Below are 26,392 nucleotides of genomic sequence, written 5' to 3'. Positions count from 1 at the left end.
CCGGTACGGGGCGGGGTCGCCCGGTCACCGGTCGGGTTCGGGATCCCGCAGCCAGTTGACGAGTTCGGAGGAGAACGCGACGGGGTCCTCCTCGTGCGGGAAGTGCCCGAGGCCGTCGAACAGACGCCAGCGGTAGGGGGCTTCGACGTACTCCCCGGACCCGGCCGCGCTGCGCGTGCGCATCACGGGGTCGAGCGAGCCGTGCAGATGGAGCGTCGGCACCCGCACGGGCCGCTTCATCCGCCGGTTGAACTGGATGCCGTCCGGGCGGGCCAGGGAGCGCACCATCCAGCGGTACGGCTCGACCGCGCAGTGTGCCGCGGAGGGGATGCACATGGCGCGGCGGTACGTCTGCAGCGCCTCGTCCTCGGGCGGGCGCGGCCCGGACCACTCCTGGATCAGCTCCGCCACCAGCGCCCCGTCGTCGGCGGTGAGCTGCCGCTCCGGGATCCAGGGCCGCTGGAACCCCCAGATGTGTGACCCGGCACGGGTCTGCTTGACGTCCCGCAGCATGGCCGAACGCCAGCGCCGCGGGTGCGGCATGGACGCGACCGCCAGCCGCCGCACCAGCTTGGGGCGCATCGCGGCCGCCGTCCACGCGAGGTATCCGCCCAGGTCGTGGCCGACCAGCGCGGCGTCCGGCTCGCCCAGGGAGCGGATGACGCCGGTGACGTCGAGCGCGAGGTTGGCCGGGTCGTAGCCGCGCGGTGTGCGGTCGCTGCCGCCGACTCCCCGCAGGTCCATGGCGACGGCCCGGAAGCCGGCGTCGGCGAGCGCCACCAGCTGGTGCCGCCAGGTCCACCAGAACTGCGGGAAGCCGTGCAGCAGCAGCACCAGCGGCCCGTCGCCCAGCTCGGCGATGTGGAAGCGGGCGCCGTTGGCGGCGACGTCCCGATGGCTCCAGGGGCCGTCCAGCAGGACGGCCGGAGCCGCTGGTTCCGAAGGTGTCTGTCCCGCAGGGGTGGAGGAGCCCGTCATGACGACGAGCGTGCCACAGCCTCGATGGCCTCGGGGACCCGGTCCTGCGGCAGCTCCGGACGCGGGTGCGGCTTGGCCTTCTGCAGCACGACCGCGCTCTCCTTCATCGACGCGGCGACCTTCTGCGGGCCCTTGCTCTTCTTGGCCTTCTTCGCGAAGGTCACGCCGATCAGCGCGAGCACCCCGGCGACCAGCACGTTCGCCGCGAACGACAGCAGGAAGCAGACCGCGAGGTTCCAGTCGCTCCAGGTGCGGATGCCGTACGCCAGCGCGAAGTTCAGCATCGGCAGCGAGAAGATCAGTACCGCGCCGGCCGCCGAGAAGGCGCCGCCACTGGTCGCACCGCGCTTCACGTCCTGCTTGAGCTGCGCCTTCGCCAGCGCGATCTCGTCGTGCACCAGCGCCGACATTTCCGCCGTCGCCGAGGCGAACAGCTGGCCGATGCTGCGTTCGGCGCCGACCGGGCTGCCGTCGGGTGCGCTCATCGCGGTCTCCCTCTTCTGCGTACGGTCCGTTTTCCGCGTCTTGTTCCTGACCCGCCGCAGTCGTCCGACTGGGTGCGGCCTGACTGCGTACGGTCCCGTCTTTTGTACCGTCTCGTCAGATCATGCCGGACGGTGGTGGTCCTCGCCTGCCCCGCCCGGCACTTCGGCAAGCCCGTGGCGCGCCGCCGCCTTCTCCTGGGCGATCCTGCGGTGCTCGGCCGCCTTGCGCTCGTAGAGGGCGGCGAGCCGCAGGTGGTACGCCGGGTCGTCCTCCTCGTAGACGTCCGGGATGCCGTCGGCGTCCTCGTCGCGCTCCTCTTCCTCCCACAGGCGCCGGTACTTGGCGTTGCGGATCTTCAGCAGGACGGTCGCGAGTGCCGCGGCGATGAGCGAGCCCAGCAGGACGGCGGCCTTGACCTCGTTGGTCATCGCCTGGTCGTCGTCGAAGGCGAGTTCGCCGATGAGCAGCGACACGGTGAAGCCGATGCCGGCGAGGCTCGCCACCGCGAACACGTCCGCCCAGGCGAGGTCGTCACTGAGCGAGGCCCGGGTGAAACGGGCCGTCAGCCAGGTGCCACCGAAGATGCCGACCGCCTTGCCGACGACGAGACCGAGGACCACACCGAGGGTCTCCGGCCGCGTGAACACGTCGGCGAGCGCCCCGCCGGACACCGCGACGCCCGCGCTGAACAACGCGAACAGCGGCACCGCGAGCCCCGCCGACAGGGGCCGCACCAGGTGCTCGATGCGCTCGCCGGGGGAGCGGTCCTCGCCCTCGCGCCGGTGGCAGCGCAGCATGAGGCCCATGGCGACACCGGCGACGGTGGCGTGGATGCCGCTGTTGTACATCAGCGCCCAGACGACGAGGCCCAGCGGCACGTACACGTACCAGCCGCGCACGCCCTTGCGGAGCAGCAGCCAGAACAGCACCAGCCCCGCGACGGCCCCGCCCAGCGCGGCGAAGTTCAGGTCGGCGGTGAAGAACACCGCGATGATCAGGATCGCGAAGAGGTCGTCGACGACGGCGAGGGTCAGCAGGAAGGCCCGCAGCGCGCTCGGCAGGGAGCTGCCGATGACGGCGAGGACGGCGAGCGCGAACGCGATGTCGGTGGCGGTCGGCACCGCCCAGCCGGCCAGGGAGCCACCCCCCGCGACGGCGGTGACGGTGTAGACGAGCGCCGGTACGGCCATGCCGCACAGCGCGGCGACGACGGGCAGCGCGGCGGCTTTCGGGTCGCGCAGGTCGCCCGCCACGAGTTCCCGTTTGAGCTCGATGCCGGCGACGAAGAAGAAGATCGCGAGCAGTCCGTCGGCGGCCCAGTGCGCGACGGACAGGTCGAGGCCGAGGGCGGCGGGGCCCAGGTGGTAGTGGGAGACGCTCTCGTAGCTGCTCTGCAACGCGGGGATGTTCGCCCAGAGCAGCGCGGCGACCGCGGCCACGAGCAGCAGCACCCCGCCGACGGTCTCGGTGCGCAGCGCGTCCGCCACATACGTCCGCTCGGGCAGCGACAGCCGGCCGAGGACCTTGCGGGGGGTGCTGGGGCGGGGCGCGGTCACGAGGGAAACCTCCGGTCGGTGGGCAGGGCTGAACGCATGCCGACCAGACTTCCCGGCGCACCATGGAGCACTTGTTTTGCTTAGTTTAGCTAAGGGTGTGGCGGGGCGCACTTTCAGCGCCCTCACCATGGGCGGGGGCGCACCCGCGCACCTCACGACGGGCACCACGGGCACCCACGCGGGCACCCGGCTCGCTGGCCGCCGGGTGCCCGTCGTCGGTTCCGCTATGCCCGCTCAGTCCTCACGGTGCCGGCTCAGTCCTCGCTGGGCGCGGCCGGCAGCTTGGCCTGGATGAGGTCCATGACCGTGGAGTCGGTCAGCGTGGTGACGTCACCGAGCTGGCGGTTCTCCGCGACGTCCCGCAGCAGTCGGCGCATGATCTTGCCGGAGCGGGTCTTGGGCAGCTCGGCCACCGGCAGGATCCGCTTCGGCTTGGCGATCGGGCCGAGGGTGGTGCCGACGTGCGTGCGCAGCTCGGCGACCAGGTCCTCGGTCTCGGCGGCCGTGCCGCGCAGGATCACGAAGGCGACGATGGCCTGTCCGGTCATCTCGTCCGCCGCGCCGACCACGGCCGCCTCGGCGACCGAGGGGTGGGAGACGAGCGCCGACTCGACCTCCGTGGTGGAGATGTTGTGCCCGGAGACGAGCATGACGTCGTCGACCCGGCCGAGCAGCCAGATGTCGCCGTCGTCGTCCTTCTTGGCACCGTCACCGGCGAAGTACTTGCCCTCGAAGCGCGACCAGTACGTGTCGATGAACCGCTGGTCGTCGCCCCAGATGGTGCGCAGCATCGACGGCCACGGCTCGGTGAGCACCAGGTAGCCGCCCCCGCCGTCGGGCACCTCGTTGGCCTCGTCGTCCACGACCGTCGCGGAGATGCCGGGCAGCGGGGTCTGCGCCGAACCGGGCTTGGTGGCGGTCACGCCCGGCAGCGGGCTGATCATCATCGAGCCGGTCTCGGTCTGCCACCAGGTGTCGACGACCGGGGTGCGGTCGCCGCCGATGTTCTTGCGGTACCAGACCCAGGCCTCGGGGTTGATCGGCTCGCCGACCGAGCCCAGCACGCGCAGGCTGGACAGGTCGAACTTGGCGGGGATGTCGTCGCCCCACTTCATGAACGTACGGATCGCGGTCGGCGCGGTGTAGAGGATCGTCACGCCGTACTTCTGCACGATCTCCCAGAAGCGGCCCTGGTGCGGGGTGTCGGGCGTGCCTTCGTACATGACCTGCGTCGCGCCGTTGGCGAGCGGGCCGTAGACGATGTACGAGTGGCCGGTGACCCAGCCGACGTCGGCGGTGCACCAGTAGACGTCGGTCTCCGGCTTGAGGTCGAAGACGGCGTGGTGGGTGTAGGCGGTCTGCGTGAGGTAGCCGCCGGAGGTGTGCAGGATGCCCTTCGGCTTCCCCGTGGTGCCCGAGGTGTAGAGGATGAACAGCGGGTGCTCGGCGTCGAAGGCCTGCGGGGTGTGCTGGGTGCTCTGCCGTTCCACCAGGTCGTGCCACCACACGTCGCGGCCCTCGGTGAAGGCGACCTCCTGGCCGGTGCGGCGTACGACCAGGACGTGCTCGACGATGCCGGCCTTCTCGACGGCCTCGTCCACGGCCGGCTTGAGCGCGGACGGTTTGCCGCGGCGGTAGCCGCCGTCGGAGGTGATGATCACGCGGGCGTCGGCGTCCTGGATGCGGGTGGCGAGCGCGTCGGAGGAGAAGCCGCCGAAGACGACCGAGTGGGCGGCGCCGATCCGGGCGCAGGCCAGCATCGCGATCGCCGTCTCGGGGATCATCGGCATGTAGACGGCGACCCGGTCGCCCGCCTGGACTCCCAGCTCCAGCAGGGCGTTGGCCGCCTTGGAGACCTCGTCCTTGAGCTCGGCGTAGGTGATGGCGCGGCTGTCGCCGGGCTCGCCCTCGAAGTGGATGGCGACCCGGTCGCCGTGCCCGGCCTCCACATGGCGGTCGACGCAGTTGTAGGCGACGTTGAGCTCGCCGTCCTTGAACCACTTGGCGAACGGCGGGTTCGACCAGTCGAGGGTCTCGGTGGGCTCCTTGGCCCAGGTCAGCCGACGGGCCTGCTCGGCCCAGAAGCCGAGCCTGTCAGCCTTGGCCTGTTCATACGCCTCCGCGGTGACGTTGGCGTTCGCGGCCAGGTCGGCGGGGGGTGCGAACCTGCGCTCTTCCTTGAGCAGGTTGGCCAGGCTCTCGTTGCTCACGGCATCTGCCTTTCCCAGGGTGTCCGTTGTGTCCCAGGCCACAGCTCATCAGACCCGGGGGTGCGATGACAAGGGCCGACCGCCGATTGGTTTAGACCTGTCGGCGGTGCGGTCGGGACCGGGGGTCATCCGTACCCACGGACGCCGACCAGGGAAAGTTCACCGGCACGGGGGCACGCCCTCACCCTTGGGGCCGGGCGGGAGATGCCGTGGCCCGGCGTGCCGGGCGGGAGAGACCGCGCCCGGCATGTCGGGCGGGAGAGACCCTGACCCGGAGGGCCGAGCGGCAGAGACCCCGCCCCGGCGGGCCGGTGGGGCGGCGACGTGACGGGGCGCCGGGCGGGAGGATGTCCTGGCCCGGCGCCCCGTGCCGTGCTCATGCCGTCAGGCCGGACTCCCGTACGCGGTCGAATACGCCGTCCGCGTCCGTCTCGGTGAGCAGGTACGCCTCGGCCTCGCCCACGTGGAAGTACATCCCGTGCAGCTCCAGGGTGCCCTCGTCGATGGCCCGGGCCACCGAGTCGTGCGCGCGCAGGTGCTCCAACTGCTGGACCACGTTGGTCAGGCAGAGCTGCTCGACCGCGTCCTCGGGGGAGCGCCCGGCCAGCCTGCCCCAGGACAGACGGTCGTCGGCCATGCGCTCCAGGCTCGGCAGCCCGTGCCGCAGCCACCGCTTCAGCGGGGTCTGCGCGCCGCCGGGCTCGGAGCTGAGCAGCGCCTGCATGGCGCCGCATCCCGAGTGCCCGCACACCGTGATGGACCGCACCTGCAGCACGTCCACGGCGTACTCGATCGCCGCCGCCACCGAGTCGTCACCGCTCTCCTCGCCCGGGCGCGGGACGAGGTTGCCCACGTTGCGCACGACGAACAGGTCGCCCGGCCCGCTGGAGGTGATCATCGAGGTGACCAGCCGGGAGTCGGCGCAGGTGAGGAACAGCTGCGACGGCTGCTGCCCCTCTCTGGCAAGCCGGGCCAGCTCGCTGCGCACCAGGGGTGCGGTGTTGCGCTGGAACGCGCTGATGCCACGCGCCAGTTCGTGCCCGGTGCCTCCGCCGATGCCGCCGGTGCCCGTCGGATCCGGCTCGGAGCCGTCCGGTCCGTCCGCGTTCTTCTCGGCGGGGGGTGCGGACCGGGGGCTGTCGCACTGGTGGTTGCGCCAGGGTGTCCAGGGCCGGCAGCGGCAGTCGCCGGAGGACTGGGGCTCGGAGATACGGGTGCCGGGATGCCGGCCGGTGATCTCGACGGTGCCGCCCTGCGCGGTGTGCGTCTTCTGCCAGTCCTGCAACGTCTCGTATGCGGCGTGGTCCATGAACGACCCGTCCAGCTCGACGACGGTGTCGGCGCCGTGGGGCACGAGATGCAGGGCCCGGCTGAGCCGTGGCACCGCGAGGAACGTCAACTGGCCTCTGACGTGTACGTGATGGACTCCTTCCTTTTCGTCGTGCGTGATGCGGGTGCGGGTGAGGCGGTGCAGGGCGACGCCGACGGCCGTGGCGACACCGAGCGCCACGCCCTCGAGGACGCCGAGGGAGACCACGCCGAGGGTGGTGACGGCGTAGACCCACACTTCCCGGTGGCGGGTCACCGTGCGGATGTGGTTCAGGGACACCATCTGGATGCCGACGGCCATCACCAGGGCGGCGAGCGAGGCGAGCGGGATGAGCTCCAGGATCGGGACCATCAGCAGCGTGGCGATCACTACGAGAACGCCGTGCAGCATCGTGGAGTTCCGGCTGACCGCGCCCGCGTGGACATTTGCCGAACTCCGCACGGCCACACCCGCGATGGGCAGTCCGCCGAGTGATCCGGAGACGATGTTGGCGGCGCCCTGTCCGAGCAGTTCGCGGTCGAGGTGCGAGCGCCCGACACGGGGCGACAGCCCCGGGCGGCCGGCCACCAGCTTGTCCACGGCGACCGCGCCGAGCAGCGACTGCACGCTGCACACCAGCGTGGTGGTGAGCACGGCGGCGACCAGGCCGAGCACGGGGCCCTCGGGCAGCCCGGCCAGGGCGTGGTTGCTCCACGACGGCAGGTCGACCTTGGGCAGGCGGAGCCCGGCGAGGGCGGCGGCCGCGGTGGCTCCGGCGACGGCGACGAGCGCCGCCGGGACCTTGCGCAGCAGGCGTCCGGCCCGGCCGGGCAGTCTCGGCCAGAGCAACAGCAGCGCCAGGGTCAGGACGCTCACGGACACGGCCGCGGGGCGCATGTGCGCCAACTGGGCGGGCAGCGCGCGGAGGTTGTCCGGGACGGAGCTCTGCGGTGTGCCGCCGAGCACGATGTGCAGCTGGGCGACGGCGATGGTGACGCCGATCCCGGCCAGCATGCCGTGCACGATGGCGGGGCTGACGGCGAGGGCGCCCCGTGCCACGCGCAGGCAGCCGAGGCCCAGTTGGGCGAGGCCGGCGAGGACAGTGATGGCGCAGGTCGTCCGCCAGCCGTAGCGCTGGATGAGGTCGGCGGTGACGACGGTGAGCCCGGCGGCGGGGCCGCTCACCTGGAGCGGGCAGCCGCCGAGCCGCCCGACGACGAGCCCGCCCACGGCGGCGGCGACGAGGCCGGCCTGGAGAGGGGCGCCGGTGGCCAGGGCGATGCCCAGGGACAGGGGCAGCGCGATCAGGAAGACCGCGATCGAGGCCGAGACGTCGGCACCCGCGATCCGGAATCGGCGGGGGCCGGTCGGCGGCGGACTGTGGGGTGGGTGGGTGTGCTCGGTCCGGTTCGGGTCGGCGGCGCGTGTGGGGACGCAGGCTGACATGGTTTCCCGTCTCCTCCGGGGCTGCGCGGTCGCGTGAAGTGGGGTCCGCTCGGGGCGGGGCTGTCGGTCGCGGCGGTCACGGCGTAATACGGCGGGATGAAACAACGGTCGGTAAACGGATCGTAATGCAGAGTAAAGGGCAGGCATAGACTTTACGGGCAAATAGGCCCATAAATCACTCTGAAGGGTGAAGTAGCTCTTTGGTCGGCTTGTCGTACTAATTCCTTCTCGGTCTCGTGCGAATTTGGCGGCGCTGTCCGCACCCGAGAGAAGGAAGAAGGTGGGCGGAACATGGCCGCCACCCACAGGATCGCCGCGGGCTCCGTCATCGCCGCGGTCTGCGCCGCATCGCTCGCCGGCTGCGCGACCGGCACCCCCCGGCAGGAGGCCCCGGCCCCGCGGAAGCCGATGCCCGCACAGGCGCCGAAGAGCTCGGTCCGGCTGATCGGAGACGGCTCCACCGCCTACACCGGCGCCCAGCCGCACCTGCCACGCCCCGAACGCCTGCGGCCTGGCCAGAAGCCCCCGCAGTTCGTCGTCTTCTCCTGGGACGGTGCGGGCGAGGACAGCCAGAAGCTGTTCTCGCACTTCCGCAAGGTCGCCAAGGAGAACAACGCGACCATGACGTACTTCCTGAGCGGCGTGTACATGCTGCCGGAGGACCAGCGCGACCGGTACCGGCCGCCGCAGCACTCCCCGGGCCGCTCCGACATCGGCTTCAACGACCGCCGCGGCATCGCCGCCACCGCCGAGCAGCTGCGCCTGGCGTGGCTGGAGGGCAACGAGGTCGGTACCCACTTCAACGGCCACTTCTGCGGCAGCGGCGGGGGCGTCGGCGAGTGGTCGGTGGAGGACTGGAAGGACGAGATCGCCCAGGCCAAGCAGTTCGTGAAGACCTGGAAGACCAACACCGGCCTGAAAGGCGCCGCGCCGCTGCCCTTCGACTACGACAAGGAGCTGATCGGCGCCCGCACGCCCTGCCTGGAGGGCCAGCGCAACTTCATGCGCGCCGCGAGCGACCTGGGCTTCCGCTACGACACCAGCGGCGTGAACGACCAGGTCTGGCCGAAGAAGAAGATGGGTCTGTGGGACCTGTCGATGCAGCTCGTGCCGTTCCCCGGGCACTCCTTCGAGCAGCTCTCCATGGACTACAACTTCATGGTCAACCAGTCGGGCACCAAGACCCAGGGCAACCCCGCCCTGCACGACTTCTGGGGCGACCAGATGCGCGACGGCCTGCTCAAGGGCTTCTCACGGGCCTACGACGGCAACCGGGCGCCCCTGATCATCGGCAACCACTTCGAGTCCTGGAACGGCGGCACCTACATGCGGGCCGTCGAGGAGGTCATCGAGACGGTGTGCACCAAGGAGGAGGTGCGCTGCGTCTCGTTCCGGCAGCTCGCCGACTGGCTCGACGCCCAGGACCCGAAGACGCTGGAGAAGCTGCGCACCCTGCAGGTGGGCCAGGCACCCAAGGAGGGCTGGGCGTCCTTCCTGTCGGACCGGCCCGCCCCGGCGCCCAAGGGTGTGCCCGGGGCTCCGGCGGCCGGGAGGTAGCCCTCAGGGCGGACATCGCACGGCGCACGCGCGCGTGAAGATGGCCACTCCGCCGCGGCGCGGGCCCCAGGGGTGCGTAGGGTCGTACTCATGAGTACAGCAGGCGCGAGCGCCGATCCCCTCGCGGCCCTGGGGGCGCTGCCCGGAGTGGCCGATTCCGTGGAGTCCGTACGCAAGGCCGTGGACCGGGTCTACGGGCACCGGATCATGCGGCGGCGCAGCAACGCCATCACCTCCGAGGCCGCGCTGCGCGGCGCCCGCGGCTCGGCCGCGCTGTCCGGCGCGGACTGGGCCCTGGAGGAGGTCCGCCGGCGCACGGACTTCAGCGGCGACGACGAGGCCCGCACCGTGGGTGCCGCCCTGCGGCTCACCGCGGAGGCGGGCCAGCTGCTGTCGATCTGGCGGCAGTCGCCCCTGCGCGTGCTGGCCCGGCTGCACCTGGTGGCCGCGGCGGACAAGGCAGAGCAGGTGGGACGGCCGCGGCAGGAGGGCGAACCGGTCGACGAGCCGCTCGTTGGGCTGCCGCTGCCGAGCGCCGCGGAGGCGCACGGCAGGCTGGACGGACTGGCCGGTCTGATCATCGCGGGCGGTTCCGCGCCGGCGCTGGTGACGGCCGCCGTCGTGCACGGCGAACTCCTCGCGCTACGCCCCTTCACCTCCCACAACGGCCTGGTCGCGCGCACTGCCGAGCGCATCGTCCTGGTCGGCAGCGGGCTGGACCCGAAGTCGGTGTGCGCGGCCGAGGTCGGTCACGCCGAGCTGGGGCGGGACGCCTATCTGGAGGCCCTCAGCGGGTACGTCTCCGGTACCCCGGAGGGCGTCGCCGCCTGGATCGCCCACTGCGGCAGGGCGGTCGAACTGGGAGCGCGCGAGTCGATGGCGGTGTGCGAGGCGCTGCAGCGCGGAGCGGCGTGACATCTGCCGGTCCACAAAGTGATGCGGCGGTACGAGTTCTCGTACCGCCGCTGGCATGAGCACCGGGTTACCAAGCGTCCTCGATATGTGCCCATCAGGTCGGGGGCTTTGCCCGTCACCTGGTGCGGCTGGCCCGTATTCGACGGGTCGACGTCGCGTGGGTGCCCGGTGTTCATGCGCGGTCCGTGGGGCCAAATGCGTTTAAAGGTGATCCTCTCGGATGTCCTTGGTCTCGCGGGCCGTTGAATCCTTTGTACTCCTGCCCCGCGGCAAGCGGAAGCCCAGGTTGTACTTCTTTACTTTCGGGTTCACGCAAGAAGCGGTGACGCCAGAGGTCAAGCGACTGTGGCCCGGCGCCGGTTCGCATACCAGACGAGTCCCGCGGTGGCCGCCGCGGCGCCTATCGCGGCGACGGCGACGAGCGCCGGGCGCGGCGGTACGGAGAACGCGGGGATGCGCTGCTTGAGCCGGACCGGGCGGTGGAAGTCCAGGATCGGCCACCCGCGCGCGAGGGCCTCGCGGCGCAGCGCCCTGTCCGGGTTCACGGCATGGGGGTTGCCGACGGACTCCAGCATCGGCACGTCGGTCGCCGAGTCGCTGTAGGCGTAGCAGCGGCTGAGGTCGTACCCCTCGGACTCGGCCAGCTCCCTGATGGCCTCCGCCTTGGTCGGTCCGTAGGCGTAGTACTCCACGTCGCCGGTGAAGCAGCCGTCGTCGCCCACGACCATGCGGGTGGCGACCACCCGGTCCGCGCCCAGAAGCTCGCCGATCGGCTCGACCACCTCCGCACCCGACGTGGACACGATCACGACGTCGCGGCCGGCGGTGTGGTGCTCCTCGATGAGGGAGGCGGCCTCGTCGTAGATGATCGGGTCGATCAGGTCATGCAGCGTCTCGGCGACGATCTCCTTGACCTGCTGCACGTTCCAGCCGCGGCACAGGGCGGACAGATATGCGCGCATGCGCTCCATCTGGTCGTGGTCCGCGCCGCCGGCGAGGAAGACGAACTGGGCATATGCGGTACGCAAGACGGCCCTGCGGTTGATCAGACCGCCTTGGTAGAACGACTTGCTGAACGTGAGCGTGCTCGACTTCGCAATGACCGTCTTGTCCAGGTCAAAGAAGGCGGCTGTGCGGGGCATCGAGTGGTTTTCCACGTCCCAGAGCATAGGCGCAGCCCATTCGGCGTAAGGTGGGGCGCGTGGGTTTGCCTGAGAAGGCTCTCGGGTACACCATGGAAGTCACGGATCGTTCGCGACCGTGCTAACCCGGCCCGACTCCTCCCCCCCCGAGTCGGCCGTGGGGACGACCCCCGCTCTCCCCCCCGGCGGGGGTCGTCGCATGTCCGGGTGGGTTTTTCCTTCTCAGCGTGGCCTGGCAGCCGTTGAGGTGTGGCTTTCGGCAAAGTGTTGTCATGCTCATGATTTGTCACGGTGTGTAGCTGCGGGACTGCTCTGTGAGGGCCGTGCACAGGGCCGTGCGCAGGGCCCGAGTGACTCACCGGTATGGGTGACCGCGATATTCACAACTCCCGGAACGTCCACAGTTATCCACCAAGATCCACACGATTTCCGGGATCGCTGCACCGTGATTCCGACGCATCCCGCTCGCGGCGAGTTCATGGCCGGTTCCGAGTACCCGGGAGCGTTTGGCCGGTTTCTGTCGGCCGTTCACAGGGAGGCCGCTTGTCGGTTCTTCCCACCTATGGGAATCGCGGGGCCGCAGTGGCTCTGCGAGTCATGCAGCGAAGGGGGTTGGAAACCGTGGCCGGAACCGTCACACACGATCCGCCGCCGGCCGCCGGAGGGCGGCAGGGAGGACCGCTGATCGTCACCGAGGACACCGAACTCCTCGACGACCTGCTGCGCCTGTGCGCGGCAGCCGGCGCCACACCGGAGGTGCACCACGGGGTGCCGGAGCACAGAGGCAGCTGGGAGGCCGCACCGCTCGTCCTGGTCGGCGACGACGCCGCGCGGCGGGTGCGCGGGGCCGCCCGCAGAAGGGGCGTCGTCCTCGTCGGCCGGGACCAGGACGACTCCGGGGTGTGGCGGCGGGCCGTCGAGATCGGCGCCGAGCACGTCCTGATGCTCCCCGACGGCGAGCAGTGGCTGGTCGACCGGATTGCCGACGTGGCCGAGGGCGTCGGCCGGCCCGCCCTCACCGTGGGCGTCATCGGCGGCCGGGGCGGGGCCGGAGCGTCCACGCTCGCATGCGCCCTCGCCGTCACCTCCGCGCGGGAGGGGCTGCGCACCCTCCTCGTGGACGCCGATCCGCTGGGCGGCGGACTCGACGTCCTCCTCGGCGGCGAGACGGCCGAGGGGCTGCGCTGGCCCGCCTTCGCATCCTCGCGCGGGCGGGTCGGTGGCGGAGCCCTGGAGGAGTCGCTGCCCGAGCTGCACGCGCTGCGGGTGCTCAGCTGGGACCGCGGCGACCGGATCGCGGTCCCGCCGCAGGCGGTGCGCGCGGTGCTCGCGGCGGCCCGGCGCCGGGGTGGCACCGTCGTGGTCGACCTGCCACGCCGGATCGACGACGGCGTCGCCGAGGTCCTCTCCCAACTGGACCTGGGCGTGCTCGTGGTGCCCGCCGAGCTGCGGGCCGTCGCGGCCGCGGGGCGGGTGGCCTCCGCGGTCGGCATGGTCCTGCGGGATCTGCGGGTGGCGGTCCGCGGGCCGTACCCGCCGGGGCTCGACGACCGCGAGGTGGCCCGCCTGCTCGGTCTGCCCCTGGTCGGCGAGGTTCCGGTCGAGCCGGGCCTGTCCCGCCCGGACCAGGGCACGGCACCCCCGGGCGCCGCCCCGCGAGGACCGCTCGCCCGGTTCTGCAAGGGGTTCTGGGAGCGCGCACTCGTCGAGGCGGGTACGACATGAGCACCCTGGCCGGACTCGAGGGCGCGGCGCTGCTCGACGGGGTGCGGCGGTGGCTGGCCGAGAGCGGGGCCGAGCCGACCCCCGCGCGCGTGGCGCAGGCGCTGCGCGAGCAGGGGCGGGTCCTCGGGGACGCCGAAGTCCTCGGGGCGGCCGCACAGCTGCGGTCCGAGCTGGTCGGAAGCGGGCCGCTGGAGCCGCTCCTCGCCGATCCGTCGGTGACGGACGTGCTGGTGTCGGCACCGGACCGGGTCTGGGTGGACCGGGGCGGCGGACTGGAGCTGACGCCGGTGCGGTTCGCGGACGCCGCTGCCGTGCGGCGTCTCGCCCAGCGCCTCGCCGCGGTGGCCGGACGCCGGCTGGACGACGCCCGGCCCTGGGCCGACGCCCGGCTGCCCGACGGGACGCGGCTGCACGCGGTGCTGCCGCCGGTCGCCGTGGGCTGCGCCTGCCTGTCGCTGCGGGTCGTCAGACCGCGAGCCTTCACGCTCGGCGAGCTGGTCGCGGCGGGCACGGTGCCGCCGGGCGGGGACCGCATGCTGCGCGCCCTGCTCGACGCCCGGCTGTCCTTTCTCGTCAGCGGCGGCACCGGCACCGGCAAGACCACGCTGCTCAGTGCCCTCCTGGGACTGGTGGGGCCGGGCGAGCGGATCGTCCTCGCCGAGGACTCGGCGGAACTGCGGCCCGACCACCCACACGTCGTGCGGCTGGAGACCAGACCCGCCAACCAGGAGGGCGCGGGCCTCGTCACCCTCGAGGACCTGGTGCGCCAGGCGCTGCGGATGCGACCCGACCGGCTGGTTGTGGGCGAGGTGCGCGGGCCCGAAGTGGTGCATCTGCTGGCCGCGTTGAACACGGGCCACGAGGGCGGCTGCGGGACGGTGCACGCCAACGCCGCCGCCGATGTACCGGCCCGCCTGGAGGCGCTCGGCACGGCGGCGGGACTGGACCGGGCCGCATTGCACAGCCAGTTGGCGGCTGCCCTCTCCGTGGTGCTGCACCTGGTGCGTGACCGGACCGGGCGGCGGCGGATCGCCGAGGTGCACGTGCTGGAACGGGACGCGTCGGGACTGGTGCGGACGGTGCCGGCGCTGCGGTGGGGCGCGCAGGCATTCGTGCGCGAGCGCGGATGGGAGCGATTGAGGGCACTGCTGCGGGGCGGGGCGAGTGGCTTGGAGCCGGGTGAGATGAAAGGGGCGTGTCATGACCGGGGTGTCTGAGATGTCGCTGGGTGCGGCCGTGGCCTGCATGGGGGCTGCCGTCTGGATGCTGGGCGAGCGAGAGGAGGCGGCGCGGCGGGCGCGCCTGCTGCTCGCGGAGGGCGGCCACACCGGGAGGGGGTCGCCCGGGTGGCGGTGGAGGGCCGACGCGTGGTGGCGCGTCCGCGGGCGGCTGCGCGCCGAGTGGTGGTCGCCGGTGGCCGGGTTGCTGCTGGCGGTGCTCGGGACGTCGGTGCTGCCGGCCGTCCTGGGGGCGGCCGGGGTGCCGTTGCTGCGCCGGGCCCGGCTGGCCGCCCGGGCCCGGCGGGACCGGGAGCGCCGGACGGACGCGGTGATCGCGCTGTGCGGGGCGCTGGCCGGTGAGGTCCGGGCCGGGCGGCAGCCGGGAGAGGCACTGCTCCGGGCCGCCCGGGACTGCGGCGGGCTCGCGGACGCGCGGTCCACGGTGCTGGCGGCGGCGCGGTTCGGCGGTGACGTGCCGGACGCGCTCGCCACGGCGGCACGCCAACCGGGTGCCGAGGGGCTGCGGGGACTCGCGGCGTGCTGGCGGGTGGCCGTGGGCCAGGGCGCGGGACTCGCGACCGGACTCGACCGGCTCGCCGCGGCCCTGCGCGCCGAGCGCGATCAACAGCAGGACTTGCGAGCCCAGTTGGCGGGTGCTCGGGCCACGGCGGTGATGCTCGCCGGATTGCCGGCTCTGGGGCTCCTCATCGGCACCGCCCTGGGCGCCGACCCCCTCCACGTCCTGCTGCACACCGGAGCGGGGTTGGGCTGTCTGGCGGCCGGCGGAGTGCTGGAGGGCGCGGGGCTGTGGTGGGTGCGGCGGATCGTGCGGGGCGCGGAGGCGGCGGCATGAGCGGGGAAGTCGTCCACAGGCTGGGGGCGGCCGTGGGGATCGTGCTGGCCGCCGCATGGGTGGCGCGTCGGCTGGTGCGGGCGCGGCGCCGTCGGAGCATGCGCCGGCGACTGACCGAGCTGTCCGGGATCCGGGAAGCGGCGATCGCCGTCCCCCGGCCGGAATGGCGCGGGGCCGCACGGAGGTGGTCGGCCCCCGTGGGCGTGGCGTGCGCCGGGTGGGTGCTGGTCGGAGGCCTCGCCGGGGCCGCGGTCGGATTGGCCGGCGCGGCGGGGGTCTGGCGGTGGCGGCTGAGGCGGGAGACGTCCGAGGCGGACCAGGGCGCGCCCGGACTCGCCGAGGCGGCCCGGCAGTTGCCCCTCGCCGCCGACCTGCTGGCGGCGTGCATCGCGGCGGGCGCCGGCCCGGTCGTCGCGGCACAGGCGGTGGGTGAGGCCCTGGGCGGACCTGTCGGCGATGCCCTCGCCCGGGGTGCGGCGGAGGTGCGGCTGGGCGGCGAACCGGGCTCGGCCTGGCGGAGGTTGGCTGCCCTGCCGGGTGCCGGAGGTCTGGCCCGGCTTCTCGAGCGCGCCGATGTGTCCGGGTCGCCCGCGGCGGTGCCGGTCGCACGGCTCGCCGCCGAAGCCCGGGCCGACTGGGGCCGCGCCGCGACGGCCGGGGCCCGCCGGGCGGGCGTGATGGTCAGCGCACCGGTCGGACTCTGCTTCCTGCCCGCGTTCATCGCAGTCGGCGTGCTGCCCGTGGTGATCGGACTCGCGGGCGGGGTGCTCGGAGGGGGTGGTGGATGACGCGGCAGCGGACCCGGAACAAGTGAGCGACAGCAAACGACAAATGCGGACTCTTTCCTACGGGGGTTGGGATGTATCAGGCGGTACGGGCACGGCTGTGTGCCCTGGTGTGCGGGATGCGTGCGGCGCGGCGGGACGCGGGGATGGTCACGTCCGAGTACGCGATGGGAATCGTCGCCGCGGTGGCGTTCGCCGTGGTGCTCTACAAGGTCGTCACGAGCGGCCCGGTCAGTGCGGAGCTGCAGAACATCGTGAAGGGCGCCCTCAATGCGCGGATGTGAGCGGGGCGCCGACCGGGGCTTCGTCACGGCGGAGTCGGCCGTGGTGCTGCCGGTGCTGGTGATGTTCGCGATGGCGCTGGTGTCGGGGCTGCTGGTGGTGGCAGCGCAGATCCAGTGCGTGGACGCGGCGCGGACGGGCGCGCGTGCGGCGGCCCGCCAGGACCCGCCCGGCGCGGTCGTGGAACTGACCCGGGAGGCGGCGCCGCCCGGCGCGAAGGTGACGGTCAGCCGGGACGCGGAGTACGTCCGGGTGACCGTGGTGGCCGAGCCGCCGGTGCTGCGCGGTCTGTCCTTCGCCGTGCGTGAGGAGGCGGTGGCGTCGGTGGAGGAGGCGGTGGGCACGTGAGCGGGTGCGGAGCGAGAGCGGGCGCGGGACGGGGATCGGCCGGGGTCCGGAGCGCCGGTTCGGGCGGAGGGCCGGCGGGGCCGTGGGGCGCTGATTCCGATCGGGGCTCCGCCACCGTCTGGAGCGTCGGAGCGATCGCCGTCCTGTGCGTGGTGTTCGGGGTGGTTCTCGCGCTCGGGCAGGCCGTCGTCCTCCGGCATCGTGCGGCGGGCGGTGCCGATCTCGCGGCGCTCGCCGCGGCCGACCACTGGGCCGACGGGGGTGCGGCGGCCTGCGGCTGGGCGGGACGGGTGGCCCGGGCGCAGGGCGTGCGGCTGGTGCGGTGCGAGGTCGCCGGGGAGATCTCGGACGTGACGGCGGCGTCCGGACGGGGGCCGTTCACGGTGGAGGTCAGGGCGCGGGCGGGCCCTCCGACGACCCCGCTGGATCTCCCGGCGACTGCCGCGACGCCACGCCCCCTGGGGCCTGCTCTCCCGGGGCCTCGCCCCCTGGTGTCGCGTCATCCGGCGCCTCACCCCCTGCCGCCTCGTCCTCCCGCTGGTTCTCCTCCGGGGCCCCCTCCAGCAGCACGGTGAGGAGCCGCACCGCCCCCCTCTTGTGCAGCGGATCGTTGCCGTTGCCGCACTTGGGGGACTGGATGCAGGACGGGCAGCCGGCGTCGCATTCGCAGGAGGCGATGGCCTGGCGGGTGGCGGTCAGCCAGGTGCGGGCGGTGTGGAAGGCGCGCTCCGCGAAGCCCGCGCCGCCCGGATGGCCGTCGTAGACGAAGACCGTGGGCAGCAGCGTGTCGGGGTGCAGCGGGATCGACACGCCGCCGATGTCCCAGCGGTCGCAGGTCGCGAAGAGGGGCAGCAGGCCGATCGACGCGTGCTCGGCGGCGTGCAGGGAGCCGCCGAGGATCTCCGGGTTGATCCGCGCGCGGTCCAGCTGGTCCTCGGTGACGGTCCACCACACGGCGCGGGTGCGCAGCGTACGAGGAGGGAGGTCGAGTTTCGTCTCACCCAGGACCTCACCCGTGATGAGCCGACGGCGCAGGAAGGAGACGACCTGGTTGGTGACCTCGACGGAGCCGAAGCAGAGGCGGCCGTCGCCCCAGGGGACCTCCACGTCCGTCTCCAGGACGGAGATGGACGTGGTGTCGCGGGCGACCGTGGAGTACGGCGGGGCGGCCTCCTCGACGAGGGCGACGGACTCCTCCAGGTCCAGCGACCGCACCAGGTAGGTGCGGCCCTGGTGGAGGTGGACCGCCCCCTCGTGCACCGTCGAGTGCGCGGCGCCGGCGTCGACCGTGCCGAGCAGCCGGCCCGTGCCGGTCTCGACGACCTGGACCGGGCGTCCGCCCTCTCCGCGGATGTCCGTCAGGTCCGCGGCGCGCTCACGGCGGGTCCAGTGCCAGGCCCTGGTACGGCGGCGCAGCAGCTTCGCGGCCTCCAGCTGGGGCAACAGGCCCTCGCTGGCCGGGCCGAACAGGTCGAGGTCCTCGTCCGTCAGGGGCAGCTCCGCGGCGGCCGCGCACAGGTGCGGCGCCAGCACGTAGGGGTTGTCGGGATCGAGGACGGTCGATTCGACGGGCCGGTCGAACAGGGCCTCGGGGTGGTGGACGAGGAAGGTGTCCAGCGGGTCGTCGCGGGCGACCAGGACGGCCAGCGCCCCCTGCCCGGACCGTCCGGCCCGGCCCGCCTGCTGCCACAGGGAGGCCCGTGTGCCCGGGTAGCCGGCGATGACGACCGCGTCGAGACCGGAGATGTCGATGCCGAGTTCGAGGGCGTTCGTCGCGGCGAGGCTCAGCAGTTCACCCGAATGGAGGGCTTGTTCGAGAGCGCGGCGCTCTTCCGGGAGATAGCCGCCCCGGTACGCCGCGACACGCCGGGACAGCGACCGGTCGACCTCGGCCAGACGTTCCTGGGAGATGACCGAGATCAGTTCGGCGCCACGCCGGGAGCGGACGAAGGCGACCGAGCGCACGCCCTGCACGGTGAGGTCGGTCAGCAGGTCGGCGGCCTCCGCTGTGGCCGTGCGGCGGACGGGGGCTCCCTTCTCGCCGTGCAGCTCGGTCAGCGGCGGCTCCCACAGGGCGAACACCAGTTCACCGCGGGGGGAGGCGTCGTCGGCCACCTCCAGCACCGGCAGGCCGGTGAGGCGGCGGGCTGCCACCGCGGGCTCCGCGGCCGTCGCCGAGGCCAGCAGGAACACGGGCGACGCGCCGTAGCGGGCACACAGCCGGCGCAGTCGCCGCAGCACCTGGGCGACGTGTGAGCCGAAGACACCGCGGTAGGTGTGGCACTCGTCGATCACGACGTACTTCAGCGACTTCAGGAAGGAGGACCAGCGGGGGTGGGACGGCAGGATGCCGCGGTGCAGCATGTCCGGGTTGGTCAGGACGTAGTTGCCGTACTGGCGGATCCACTCGCGTTCCTCGAACGGAGTGTCGCCGTCGTACACGGCGGCGCGTACCGAATGGCCCAAGGGGTGTGAAAGTTCCTTCACGGACCGGCACTGGTCCGCCGCGAGCGCCTTCGTGGGGGACAGGTAGAGGGCGGTCGCGCCCCGGCCGTTCGGGGCCTCGGCGCCGTCCATGAGGGTGGACAGGACGGGCACCAGGTAGGCCAGGGACTTGCCGGAGGCGGTGCCGGTGGCGACGACGACCGAGTCGCCGTCGAGGGCGTGCTCGGCCGCCCGTGCCTGGTGGGCCCACGGATGCTCGATGCCCGCGGCGGCCACGGCCGCCACGACCTCCGGTCGGATCCGGTCGGGCCAGACGGCATGGCGACCCGCACGCGGGGGCAAGTGCTCCGTATGAGTAATGCGCGAAGCCCTGCTCGGACCGGACGCGAGCCGGTCCAGGACCGCGCCCGGCGCGGGCCGGGAGGCGGGGTCCGGCGGGGTTCGATCGGATCGGTGATTCTTGGCCATCGGCACCGAGTGTGTCACTGGCGTGACGGACAATGGAGCCAAGGCGTCGTGCACGCCTGCCGGTAAGTGATTGAATGCCATCGCGGCTGGCGAAGCGTCCAGGGGCTGAAGCCGAATGCCCCTAGGGCGACCGCTCGATAGCAAGGTGCTGGAGGATCCGTGGACCTGTCCCTGTCGACCGAAACCATGGGCGATCGCACGATCGTCAGGGTCGGTGGCGAAATCGACGTATATACCGCGCCCAAGCTGCGCGAGCAGTTGGTCGAGCTGGTGAACGACGGCAGTTTCCACCTTGTCGTCGACATGGAGGGCGTGGACTTCCTCGACTCCACCGGGCTCGGCGTACTGGTCGGTGGCTTGAAGCGTGTGCGGGCCCATGAGGGCTCACTGCGCCTGGTCTGCAACCAGGAGCGCATTCTGAAGATCTTCCGTATCACCGGTCTCACCAAGGTGTTCCCGATTCACACCTCGGTCGAGGAAGCGGTTGCGGCCACCGACTGACGCCGGTCCCGGGCCCTCGGCCCGGGGCGGCCGATGTTCGGCGAAAGTGAAGACCGAGGGGGCCGGGTTTCGGCGGCCCGGAGCCCCTCGACAGCACGCCCGTGATTGCGAGGGGGATGCATGGCCACCGTTGAGCTCCGCTTCAGCGCGCTGCCCGAGCACGTCAGGACCGCCCGGCTGGTGGCGGCAGCGGTGGCGCGCAGGGCCGGGGTGGACGAGGCCGTCCTCGACGAGGTCAGGCTCGCCGTCGGTGAGGCGTGCACCCGAGCCGTCGGGCTGCACCAGACCGGCGGGATCTCGGCGCCGGTGAAGGTGTTGCTGATCGAGGAGGAGAAGCAGTTCTCCATCGAGGTCGGCGACGAGGCCGCGCACGCGGTGGCCGGTGCGCCGGGCGCCGGACCCGGCGACCCCGACGGTGAGGCCGACGAGGACGAGATGGGCCTCGCGGTCATCAGTGGCCTCGTCGACGACGTCGAGGTCAGCGCCGGGGAGCACGGCGGGCTGATCAAGATGACCTGGCCGACCACACCGCCGCCGACGATTCTGGTCTGACACCGCCACCGCTCGCACCCGTGTCTCCGAAGGGCCCCACCACCCGTGGGGTCCTTCGTCGTGTGCGGGTGTCAGTGCTCGCCTTTACAGTAGTTCCTGTGCCGTTCATCGCGTGAATTCGTTCACGATCATTCGCGTGCTCTCCGGCAGCCTCGGAATGCTTTCAGGGCATTACCTCAGAAGGCCAATTCCGTTTATCGCGCTCTGTTTTGATCAGGTTCCGGTACCTACAATCCCGTCCACATCTTGAGCTCAGCCCAAGCGTCAAGGAGGACGAATGGCGGGGCTTTCCCTCTCACAACAGTCGGGCCATCCCACAGACCTCGCAGCCGCCGTACTGACCGATGGCAACCGCGTTCTCATCGTGGTCATCGCGGTCGTCGCACTGGCGGCGCTGGCGGTCGCGGGCGTCCTGGTGCGCCAGGTACTCGCGGCCGGCGAGGGCACCGACAGCATGAAGAAGATCGCGGCGGCGGTACAGGAAGGGGCCAACGCCTATCTGGCCCGTCAGCTGCGCACGCTCGGCGTATTCGCCGTGGTCGTGTTCTTCCTGCTCATGCTGCTGCCCGCGGACGACTGGAGTCAGCGTGCCGGACGGTCGGTGTTCTTTCTGATCGGAGCGGCGTTCTCGGCGGCCACCGGCTATATCGGCATGTGGCTCGCCGTCCGCAGCAATGTGCGTGTCGCCGCGGCGGCGCGTGAAGCCACTCCGGCTCAAGGCGAGCCGGAAAAGGATCTGACCGCGGTCTCGCACAAGGCGATGAAGATCGCTTTTCGCACGGGTGGCGTGGTCGGCATGTTCACGGTGGGCCTCGGCCTGCTCGGCGCCTCCTGCGTGGTGCTGGTGTACGCGGCCGACGCGCCGAAGGTGCTCGAGGGCTTCGGCCTCGGGGCCGCGCTGATCGCCATGTTCATGCGTGTCGGCGGCGGCATCTTCACCAAGGCCGCCGACGTCGGCGCCGACCTGGTCGGCAAGGTCGAGCAGGGCATTCCGGAGGACGATCCGCGCAATGCCGCGACCATCGCCGACAACGTGGGCGACAACGTCGGCGACTGCGCGGGCATGGCGGCCGACCTCTTCGAGTCGTACGCCGTGACGCTGGTCGCCGCGCTGATCCTGGGCTCGGCGGCGTTCGGGGACGTGGGGCTCGGCTTCCCGCTGCTCGTGCCGGCGATCGGTGTGGTCACCGCCATGATCGGCATCTTCGCGGTGGCGCCGAGGCGGGCCGACCGCAGCGGCATGAGCGCGATCAACCGCGGCTTCTTCATCTCCGCGGTGATCTCGCTGGTGCTGGTGGCGGTGGCCGTCTTCGTCTATCTGCCGGGGAAGTACTCCGAGCTCGACGGGGTCACCGACGCCGCGATCCAGGGCAAGGACGGCGATCCGCGGATCCTCGCGCTCGTCGCGGTGGCCATCGGCATCGTGCTCGCCGCCCTCATCCAGCAACTGACCGGCTACTTCACGGAGACCACCCGCCGACCCGTGCGGGACATCGGCAAGACCTCCCTCACCGGCCCGGCCACCGTCGTCCTGGCCGGTATCTCCGTCGGTCTCGAATCCGCCGTCTACACCGCCCTGTTGATCGGTCTCGCCGTGTACGGGGCGTTCCTCCTCGGCGGCACGTCGATCATGCTGGCGCTGTTCGCGGTGGCCCTGGCCGGCACCGGCCTGCTCACCACGGTCGGTGTGATCGTCGCGATGGACACCTTCGGACCGGTCTCCGACAACGCGCAGGGCATCGCAGAGATGTCCGGCGACGTCGAGGGGGCGGGCGCACAGGTGCTCACCAACCTGGACGCGGTCGGCAACACCACCAAGGCGATCACCAAGGGCATCGCGATCGCCACGGCTGTGCTCGCCGCGGCGGCGCTGTTCGGCTCCTACCGCGACGCGATCATCACCGGCGCGCGGGACGTGGGCGAGAAACTCAGCGGGGAGGGCGCCCCGATGAGCCTGATGATGGACATCTCGCAGCCCAACAACCTCGTGGGTCTCATCGTCGGCGCCGCGGTCGTCTTCCTCTTCTCCGGTCTGGCGATCAACGCCGTGTCCCGGTCGGCCGGTTCCGTGGTCTACGAGGTGCGGCGGCAGTTCCGCGAGAAGCCCGGGATCATGGACTACAGCGAGAAACCGGAGTACGGCAAGGTCGTCGACATCTGCACCAAGGACGCCCTGCGCGAGCTGGCCACGCCCGGTCTGCTGGCCGTGATGGCGCCCATCTTCGTCGGGTTCACGCTCGGCGTCGGGGCGCTCGGCGCGTTCCTGGCGGGCGCGATCGGCGCGGGCACGCTGATGGCGGTGTTCCTCGCCAACTCCGGCGGCGCCTGGGACAACGCCAAGAAGCTCGTGGAGGACGGCCACCACGGCGGAAAGGGCGGCGAGGCCCATGCGGCGACCGTGATCGGAGACACGGTCGGCGACCCCTTCAAGGACACAGCGGGCCCCGCGATCAACCCGCTGCTGAAGGTCATGAACCTGGTGTCGCTGCTCATCGCACCCGCGGTGATCAAGTTCTCCTACGGTCCGGACCGGAGCATCGGGGTGCGGATCCTGGTCGCCGTCCTCGCGTTCCTCGTGATCGCCGGGGCGGTGTACGTGTCAAAGCGGCGCGGAATCGCCATGGGTGACGAAGACAACGCCGATTCGGAGCCCAAGTCGGCCGATCCGGCGGTGGTTTCGTAGGGAGGTTCCCCAGCCCCAGCTCAAGGTGCGGGCGGACGGCGCGTGTTGACGCGTCGCCCGCCCGCGCTGTGTGGGTACACGCTCACGCGTGAGCCTTCTCTCGCTTGGTGCAAAAGGTTACAAAAAGGTTTTATTGGACGACCGGCGTGCGGTTGTCGTGCATCTGGCGTGTATGTTCCGGGGCCGAGAGCCATGGAAGGGACCAATCCGGTGAACAAGAAGCTCGCGGCCGCACTGTCCGGCGGTGCGGTACTGGTACTGGCGCTGTCGGGCTGCGGCGGCGACGACAGCAACGACAAACTGGACTCCTGGGCCAAGCAGGTCTGTGACGCCGTACAGCCGCAGGCCAAGAAGATCGAGTCGGCCAATGCCGCGATCCAGAAGGAGACCTCGGACAACAGCACGCCGAAGGACGTCCAGAAGACCGACGCCCAGGCGTTCCAGGACATGTCCGACGCCTACAAGGCGATCGGGACGGCCGTGAACAAGGCCGGGGCGCCCGATGTCGAGAACGGCGAGAAGAAGCAGCAGGACGCGGTCAAGGAGCTCAACGCGATCTCCGCTTCGTACGCCTCCCTGAAGAAGCAGGTCGACGAGCTCGACACCAAGGACCAGGGCAAGTTCGCCGACGGTCTGAAGGACATCGCCACCGAGCTGGACAAGCTGAGCCAGAGCGGCAACGACGCCCTCAGGAATTTGGAGGAGGGCGAGGTCGGCCAGGCGATGGCCCAGCAGTCCAGCTGCAAGGCGGCCACGGCGTCGGCCGGAGCCAGCCAGAGCTGAGGCGGCGGGAACCGGGCGGCAGGGGCGGATCGACCCCGAACGGGCACGTGCGACCCGCGCCCCGGCGGCCACAATGGGGGGCGTGAGTAATGCCAGTCAGTCACCCCTGCCCCCGCTGCCCGCCTCCGACCGCCCCGATGTCGCCGCCCGGCTCCGGGACGCCCTGCTCGCAGCCTCCTTCACCGCCGACGGACTGCTCGAACTGCTCGGTGCCCCCGCGTACGCGGCGCTGGCCCGGAGCGAGACCGTGCCCGCACTCCGGGCGACCCGTGGGGACACGCCGCTGGAGATGCTGGTCCGGCTGTTCCTGCTCCAGCAGCCCGTGCCGCACGCGCGCGTGGCGGAGGTCCTGCCGGTCGACGCCTGCCTGGACAGCGGCTGGCTGGCCCGGACCGGCGGGCAGGAACTCACCGCCACGGTCGACGTCCGGCCCTACGGCGGGCCCGGCGGCGAGGACTGGTTCATCGTGTCGGACCTCGGCTGCGCGGTGGGCGGCGCCGGCGGCATCGGCCGGAATGAGGAAGGGGTCGTCCTCGGAGTCGGCGGCGCCTCCACGACCCTCGCCGGCATCACCGTCCGTACGCCCGTCGCCGCCGCGCTCGACCTCGGCACCGGTTCCGGCATCCAGGCCCTGCACGCCGCACAGCACGCCACACGCGTGGTGGCCACCGACCTGAACCCGCGCGCCCTGCACATCACCGCCCTCACGCTGGCGCTGTCCGGCACCGCCGCCGCCGAGCTGCGCGAGGGCTCCCTCTTCGCACCGGTCCGGGGCGACGAGACGTACGACCTGATCGTCTCCAACCCGCCGTTCGTGATCTCGCCCCGAGCCCGGCTCACGTACCGCGACGGCGGGATGGGCGGGGACGATCTGTGCCGCACGCTCGTTCAGGAGGCAGGGGAACGGCTCAACGAGGGCGGGTTCGCGCAGTTCCTCGCCAACTGGCAGCACGTCGAGGGGGAGGACTGGCAGGACAGGCTCCGGTCCTGGGTGCCCCGCGGCTGTGACGCGTGGATCGTGCAGCGCGAGGTGCAGGACGTCCATCAGTACGCCGAGCTGTGGCTGCGGGACGCCGGCGACCACCAGGGCGACCCGGCGGAGTACCAGGCGCGGTACGACGCGTGGCTCGACGAGTTCGAGGCGCGCAAGGTGAAGGCCGTCGGCTTCGGCTGGATCACCCTGCGCAAGACGGGCGCGGCCGTGCCCTCGCTCACGGTGGAGGAGTGGCCGCACCCGGTCGAGCAGCCGCTCGGCGACACGATCCGGGCCCACTTCGACCGGCTCGACCACCTGCGCGACCGCGACGACGCCGCCCTGCTCGAAGGGCATTTCCGGCTCGCCGCCGAGATCGTGCAGGAGCAGGTCGGGCTGCCCGGCGCGGAGGACCCCGAACATGTCGTGCTGCGGCAGAACCGCGGCATGCGGCGGGCGACCCGGGTGGACACGGTCGGCGCGGGCTTCGCCGGCGTCTGCGACGGCACGATGAGCGCGGGCCGCATCCTCGACGCCATCGCCCAGCTGATCGGCGAGGACCCGGTGCTGCTGCGCGACCGCACACCGGCCCAGATCCGGCTGCTGGTCGAGCAGGGCTTCCTGGAACCGGTCTCCTGAGTCCGAGGAACCGCCCGCCGAGGGGCGACCGGGGACGTCGGGGCGACTCGCCAACAAATTCGAGTCGATTTGAACACCTCGGCCGAAAGGGGTCACAAGGAACGGAAGGCCTTGATCCACCGCCGTGTCGCCCCGGCGTTCACCTCCGGTTCGCCTGCCCGCCGCCCGCGCGTGTCAGCCTCCCCTCGCCAGGGATGCGCGGACCGGGGGAAAGGGGCACGGCGGGTCATGGAGAGTGCACCGGCGATCTTCACGGGAGCGGTGTTCTCCCTGTTCGGAGGCGCCCTGCTGGCCTGGACCGTGACACGCGCGCGACGGCACCTGCCCGTCGCCCAGGGAGCGAGGCCGGTCGCGTCGGCGACCGTCGCGAGCGTCGTCGCGGTGCTCGCCCTGGCGAGCGCGGCATGGTGCTTCACCCGCCTCTGAGGCCCGCTCCGGCGGTGCGCCTGCCGGTAACCGGGGGATAGCGCTCCGCACAGAGCGCCTCCCGCTCCCGGTACTCCGGGCGGCAGGATTGGTGGTAGTCGGGTTACCGT

General features: G+C 71.9%; 21 protein-coding genes and 1 pseudogene. 15 read left to right on the top strand and 7 right to left on the bottom strand.

The window, feature by feature from the left end; all coding sequences use genetic code 11:
• Positions 1-24: 24 nt before the first annotated feature.
• The 5 genes from ACFZDI_RS21240 to ACFZDI_RS21220 all read right to left on the bottom strand — a co-directional run bounded on the left by ACFZDI_RS21240 (position 25) and on the right by ACFZDI_RS21220 (position 7,985).
• On the bottom strand, positions 25-978 hold the full coding sequence (locus ACFZDI_RS21240; protein ID WP_234750037.1) for an alpha/beta fold hydrolase: 954 nt from the start codon (positions 976-978) through the stop codon (positions 25-27).
• Positions 975-1,463, bottom strand: a complete 489-nt coding sequence (locus ACFZDI_RS21235) for a phage holin family protein (protein WP_234750035.1) — start codon at positions 1,461-1,463, stop codon at positions 975-977. Before ACFZDI_RS21235 ends, ACFZDI_RS21240 begins: the two co-directional genes overlap by 4 nt.
• 120 nt (positions 1,464-1,583) lie before the next feature.
• Complete coding sequence (gene nhaA, locus ACFZDI_RS21230; RefSeq protein WP_391252424.1) at positions 1,584-3,020, bottom strand: Na+/H+ antiporter NhaA; 1,437 nt, start codon at positions 3,018-3,020, stop codon at positions 1,584-1,586.
• Positions 3,021-3,274: 254 nt separating this feature from the next.
• Positions 3,275-5,230, bottom strand: a complete 1,956-nt coding sequence (gene acs, locus ACFZDI_RS21225; protein WP_391252422.1) for an acetate--CoA ligase — start codon at positions 5,228-5,230, stop codon at positions 3,275-3,277.
• A gap of 376 nt (positions 5,231-5,606) precedes the next feature.
• Complete coding sequence (locus ACFZDI_RS21220) at positions 5,607-7,985, bottom strand: SulP family inorganic anion transporter (RefSeq protein ID WP_391252420.1); 2,379 nt, start codon at positions 7,983-7,985, stop codon at positions 5,607-5,609.
• 291 nt (positions 7,986-8,276) lie between these two features.
• Here ACFZDI_RS21220 and ACFZDI_RS21215 point away from each other — a divergent pair, with 291 nt between their 5' ends.
• Together ACFZDI_RS21215 and ACFZDI_RS21210 are read left to right on the top strand one after the other, a co-directional pair.
• A complete protein-coding gene (locus tag ACFZDI_RS21215; RefSeq protein ID WP_391252418.1) occupies positions 8,277-9,542 on the top strand; it encodes a hypothetical protein in 1,266 nt (421 codons plus the stop codon).
• A gap of 90 nt (positions 9,543-9,632) precedes the next feature.
• A complete protein-coding gene (locus tag ACFZDI_RS21210) occupies positions 9,633-10,457 on the top strand; it encodes an oxidoreductase (RefSeq protein WP_391252416.1) in 825 nt (274 codons plus the stop codon).
• A gap of 335 nt (positions 10,458-10,792) precedes the next feature.
• Here the strand turns inward: ACFZDI_RS21210 and ACFZDI_RS21205 are convergent, their stop codons facing one another.
• Positions 10,793-11,626, bottom strand: coding sequence for an HAD family phosphatase (locus ACFZDI_RS21205; protein WP_234750023.1), 834 nt, complete (start codon positions 11,624-11,626; stop codon positions 10,793-10,795).
• A gap of 594 nt (positions 11,627-12,220) precedes the next feature.
• Here ACFZDI_RS21205 and ssd point away from each other — a divergent pair.
• The 7 genes and pseudogenes from ssd to ACFZDI_RS21170 form a co-directional block, all read left to right on the top strand.
• Positions 12,221-13,324 carry a septum site-determining protein Ssd gene (gene ssd, locus ACFZDI_RS21200; protein ID WP_234750021.1) on the top strand — a complete coding sequence of 368 codons (1,104 nt, stop codon included), beginning with the start codon at positions 12,221-12,223 and terminating at the stop codon, positions 13,322-13,324.
• Positions 13,321-14,541 carry a TadA family conjugal transfer-associated ATPase gene (locus tag ACFZDI_RS21195; protein WP_391252413.1) on the top strand — a complete coding sequence of 407 codons (1,221 nt, stop codon included), beginning with the start codon at positions 13,321-13,323 and terminating at the stop codon, positions 14,539-14,541. Before ssd ends, ACFZDI_RS21195 begins: the two co-directional genes overlap by 4 nt.
• The gene (locus ACFZDI_RS21190) at positions 14,525-15,397 is read left to right on the top strand and encodes a type II secretion system F family protein (RefSeq protein ID WP_391252412.1); all 873 of its coding nucleotides are present in this window, start codon (positions 14,525-14,527) and stop codon (positions 15,395-15,397) included. Before ACFZDI_RS21195 ends, ACFZDI_RS21190 begins: the two co-directional genes overlap by 17 nt.
• Positions 15,394-16,185 carry a type II secretion system F family protein gene (locus ACFZDI_RS21185; RefSeq protein WP_391252410.1) on the top strand — a complete coding sequence of 264 codons (792 nt, stop codon included), beginning with the start codon at positions 15,394-15,396 and terminating at the stop codon, positions 16,183-16,185. Before ACFZDI_RS21190 ends, ACFZDI_RS21185 begins: the two co-directional genes overlap by 4 nt.
• Before the next feature lie 71 nt (positions 16,186-16,256).
• A complete protein-coding gene (locus ACFZDI_RS21180; protein ID WP_234750013.1) occupies positions 16,257-16,466 on the top strand; it encodes a DUF4244 domain-containing protein in 210 nt (69 codons plus the stop codon).
• Complete coding sequence (locus ACFZDI_RS21175) at positions 16,453-16,812, top strand: TadE family type IV pilus minor pilin (protein ID WP_234750011.1); 360 nt, start codon at positions 16,453-16,455, stop codon at positions 16,810-16,812. The genes ACFZDI_RS21180 and ACFZDI_RS21175 overlap by 14 nt, the downstream gene beginning before the upstream one ends.
• Positions 16,809-17,276: pseudogene (locus tag ACFZDI_RS21170) on the top strand (Rv3654c family TadE-like protein); the annotation flags it as partial. The gene ACFZDI_RS21175 and the pseudogene ACFZDI_RS21170, both read left to right, overlap by 4 nt.
• Here ACFZDI_RS21170 and ACFZDI_RS21165 read toward each other — a convergent pair.
• A complete protein-coding gene (locus tag ACFZDI_RS21165; protein WP_391252407.1) occupies positions 17,203-19,806 on the bottom strand; it encodes a DEAD/DEAH box helicase in 2,604 nt (867 codons plus the stop codon). The pseudogene ACFZDI_RS21170 and the gene ACFZDI_RS21165 sit on opposite strands and share 74 nt — an antisense overlap.
• Before the next feature lie 78 nt (positions 19,807-19,884).
• Between ACFZDI_RS21165 and bldG the strand changes: the two genes are divergently transcribed.
• The 6 genes from bldG (at position 19,885) to ACFZDI_RS21135 (ending at position 26,282) form a co-directional block, all read left to right on the top strand.
• Complete coding sequence (gene bldG, locus ACFZDI_RS21160) at positions 19,885-20,226, top strand: anti-sigma factor antagonist BldG (protein WP_003991900.1); 342 nt, start codon at positions 19,885-19,887, stop codon at positions 20,224-20,226.
• 120 nt (positions 20,227-20,346) lie between these two features.
• Positions 20,347-20,778 (top strand): ATP-binding protein, encoded by a 432-nt coding sequence (locus ACFZDI_RS21155; protein ID WP_234750008.1) that lies wholly within the window; start codon positions 20,347-20,349, stop codon positions 20,776-20,778.
• Positions 20,779-21,055: 277 nt separating this feature from the next.
• Entirely contained in the window at positions 21,056-23,461 is a 2,406-nt protein-coding gene (locus ACFZDI_RS21150; RefSeq protein ID WP_234750006.1) for a sodium-translocating pyrophosphatase, read from the top strand.
• Positions 23,462-23,653: 192 nt separating this feature from the next.
• A complete protein-coding gene (locus ACFZDI_RS21145; RefSeq protein ID WP_234750004.1) occupies positions 23,654-24,244 on the top strand; it encodes a small secreted protein in 591 nt (196 codons plus the stop codon).
• Between the two features lie 73 nt (positions 24,245-24,317).
• Positions 24,318-25,856: a methyltransferase gene (locus tag ACFZDI_RS21140; protein WP_391252405.1), complete on the top strand. Its 1,539-nt coding sequence runs from the start codon at positions 24,318-24,320 to the stop codon at positions 25,854-25,856.
• 228 nt (positions 25,857-26,084) lie between these two features.
• A complete protein-coding gene (locus tag ACFZDI_RS21135; RefSeq protein WP_234750000.1) occupies positions 26,085-26,282 on the top strand; it encodes a hypothetical protein in 198 nt (65 codons plus the stop codon).
• Positions 26,283-26,392 lie beyond the last annotated feature (110 nt).

The organism is Streptomyces sp. NPDC007907, assembly GCF_042959365.1.
In the GTDB taxonomy this organism is placed as follows: domain Bacteria; phylum Actinomycetota; class Actinomycetes; order Streptomycetales; family Streptomycetaceae; genus Streptomyces; species Streptomyces indiaensis.
This window is presented reverse-complemented; position numbering and strand designations above follow the sequence as displayed.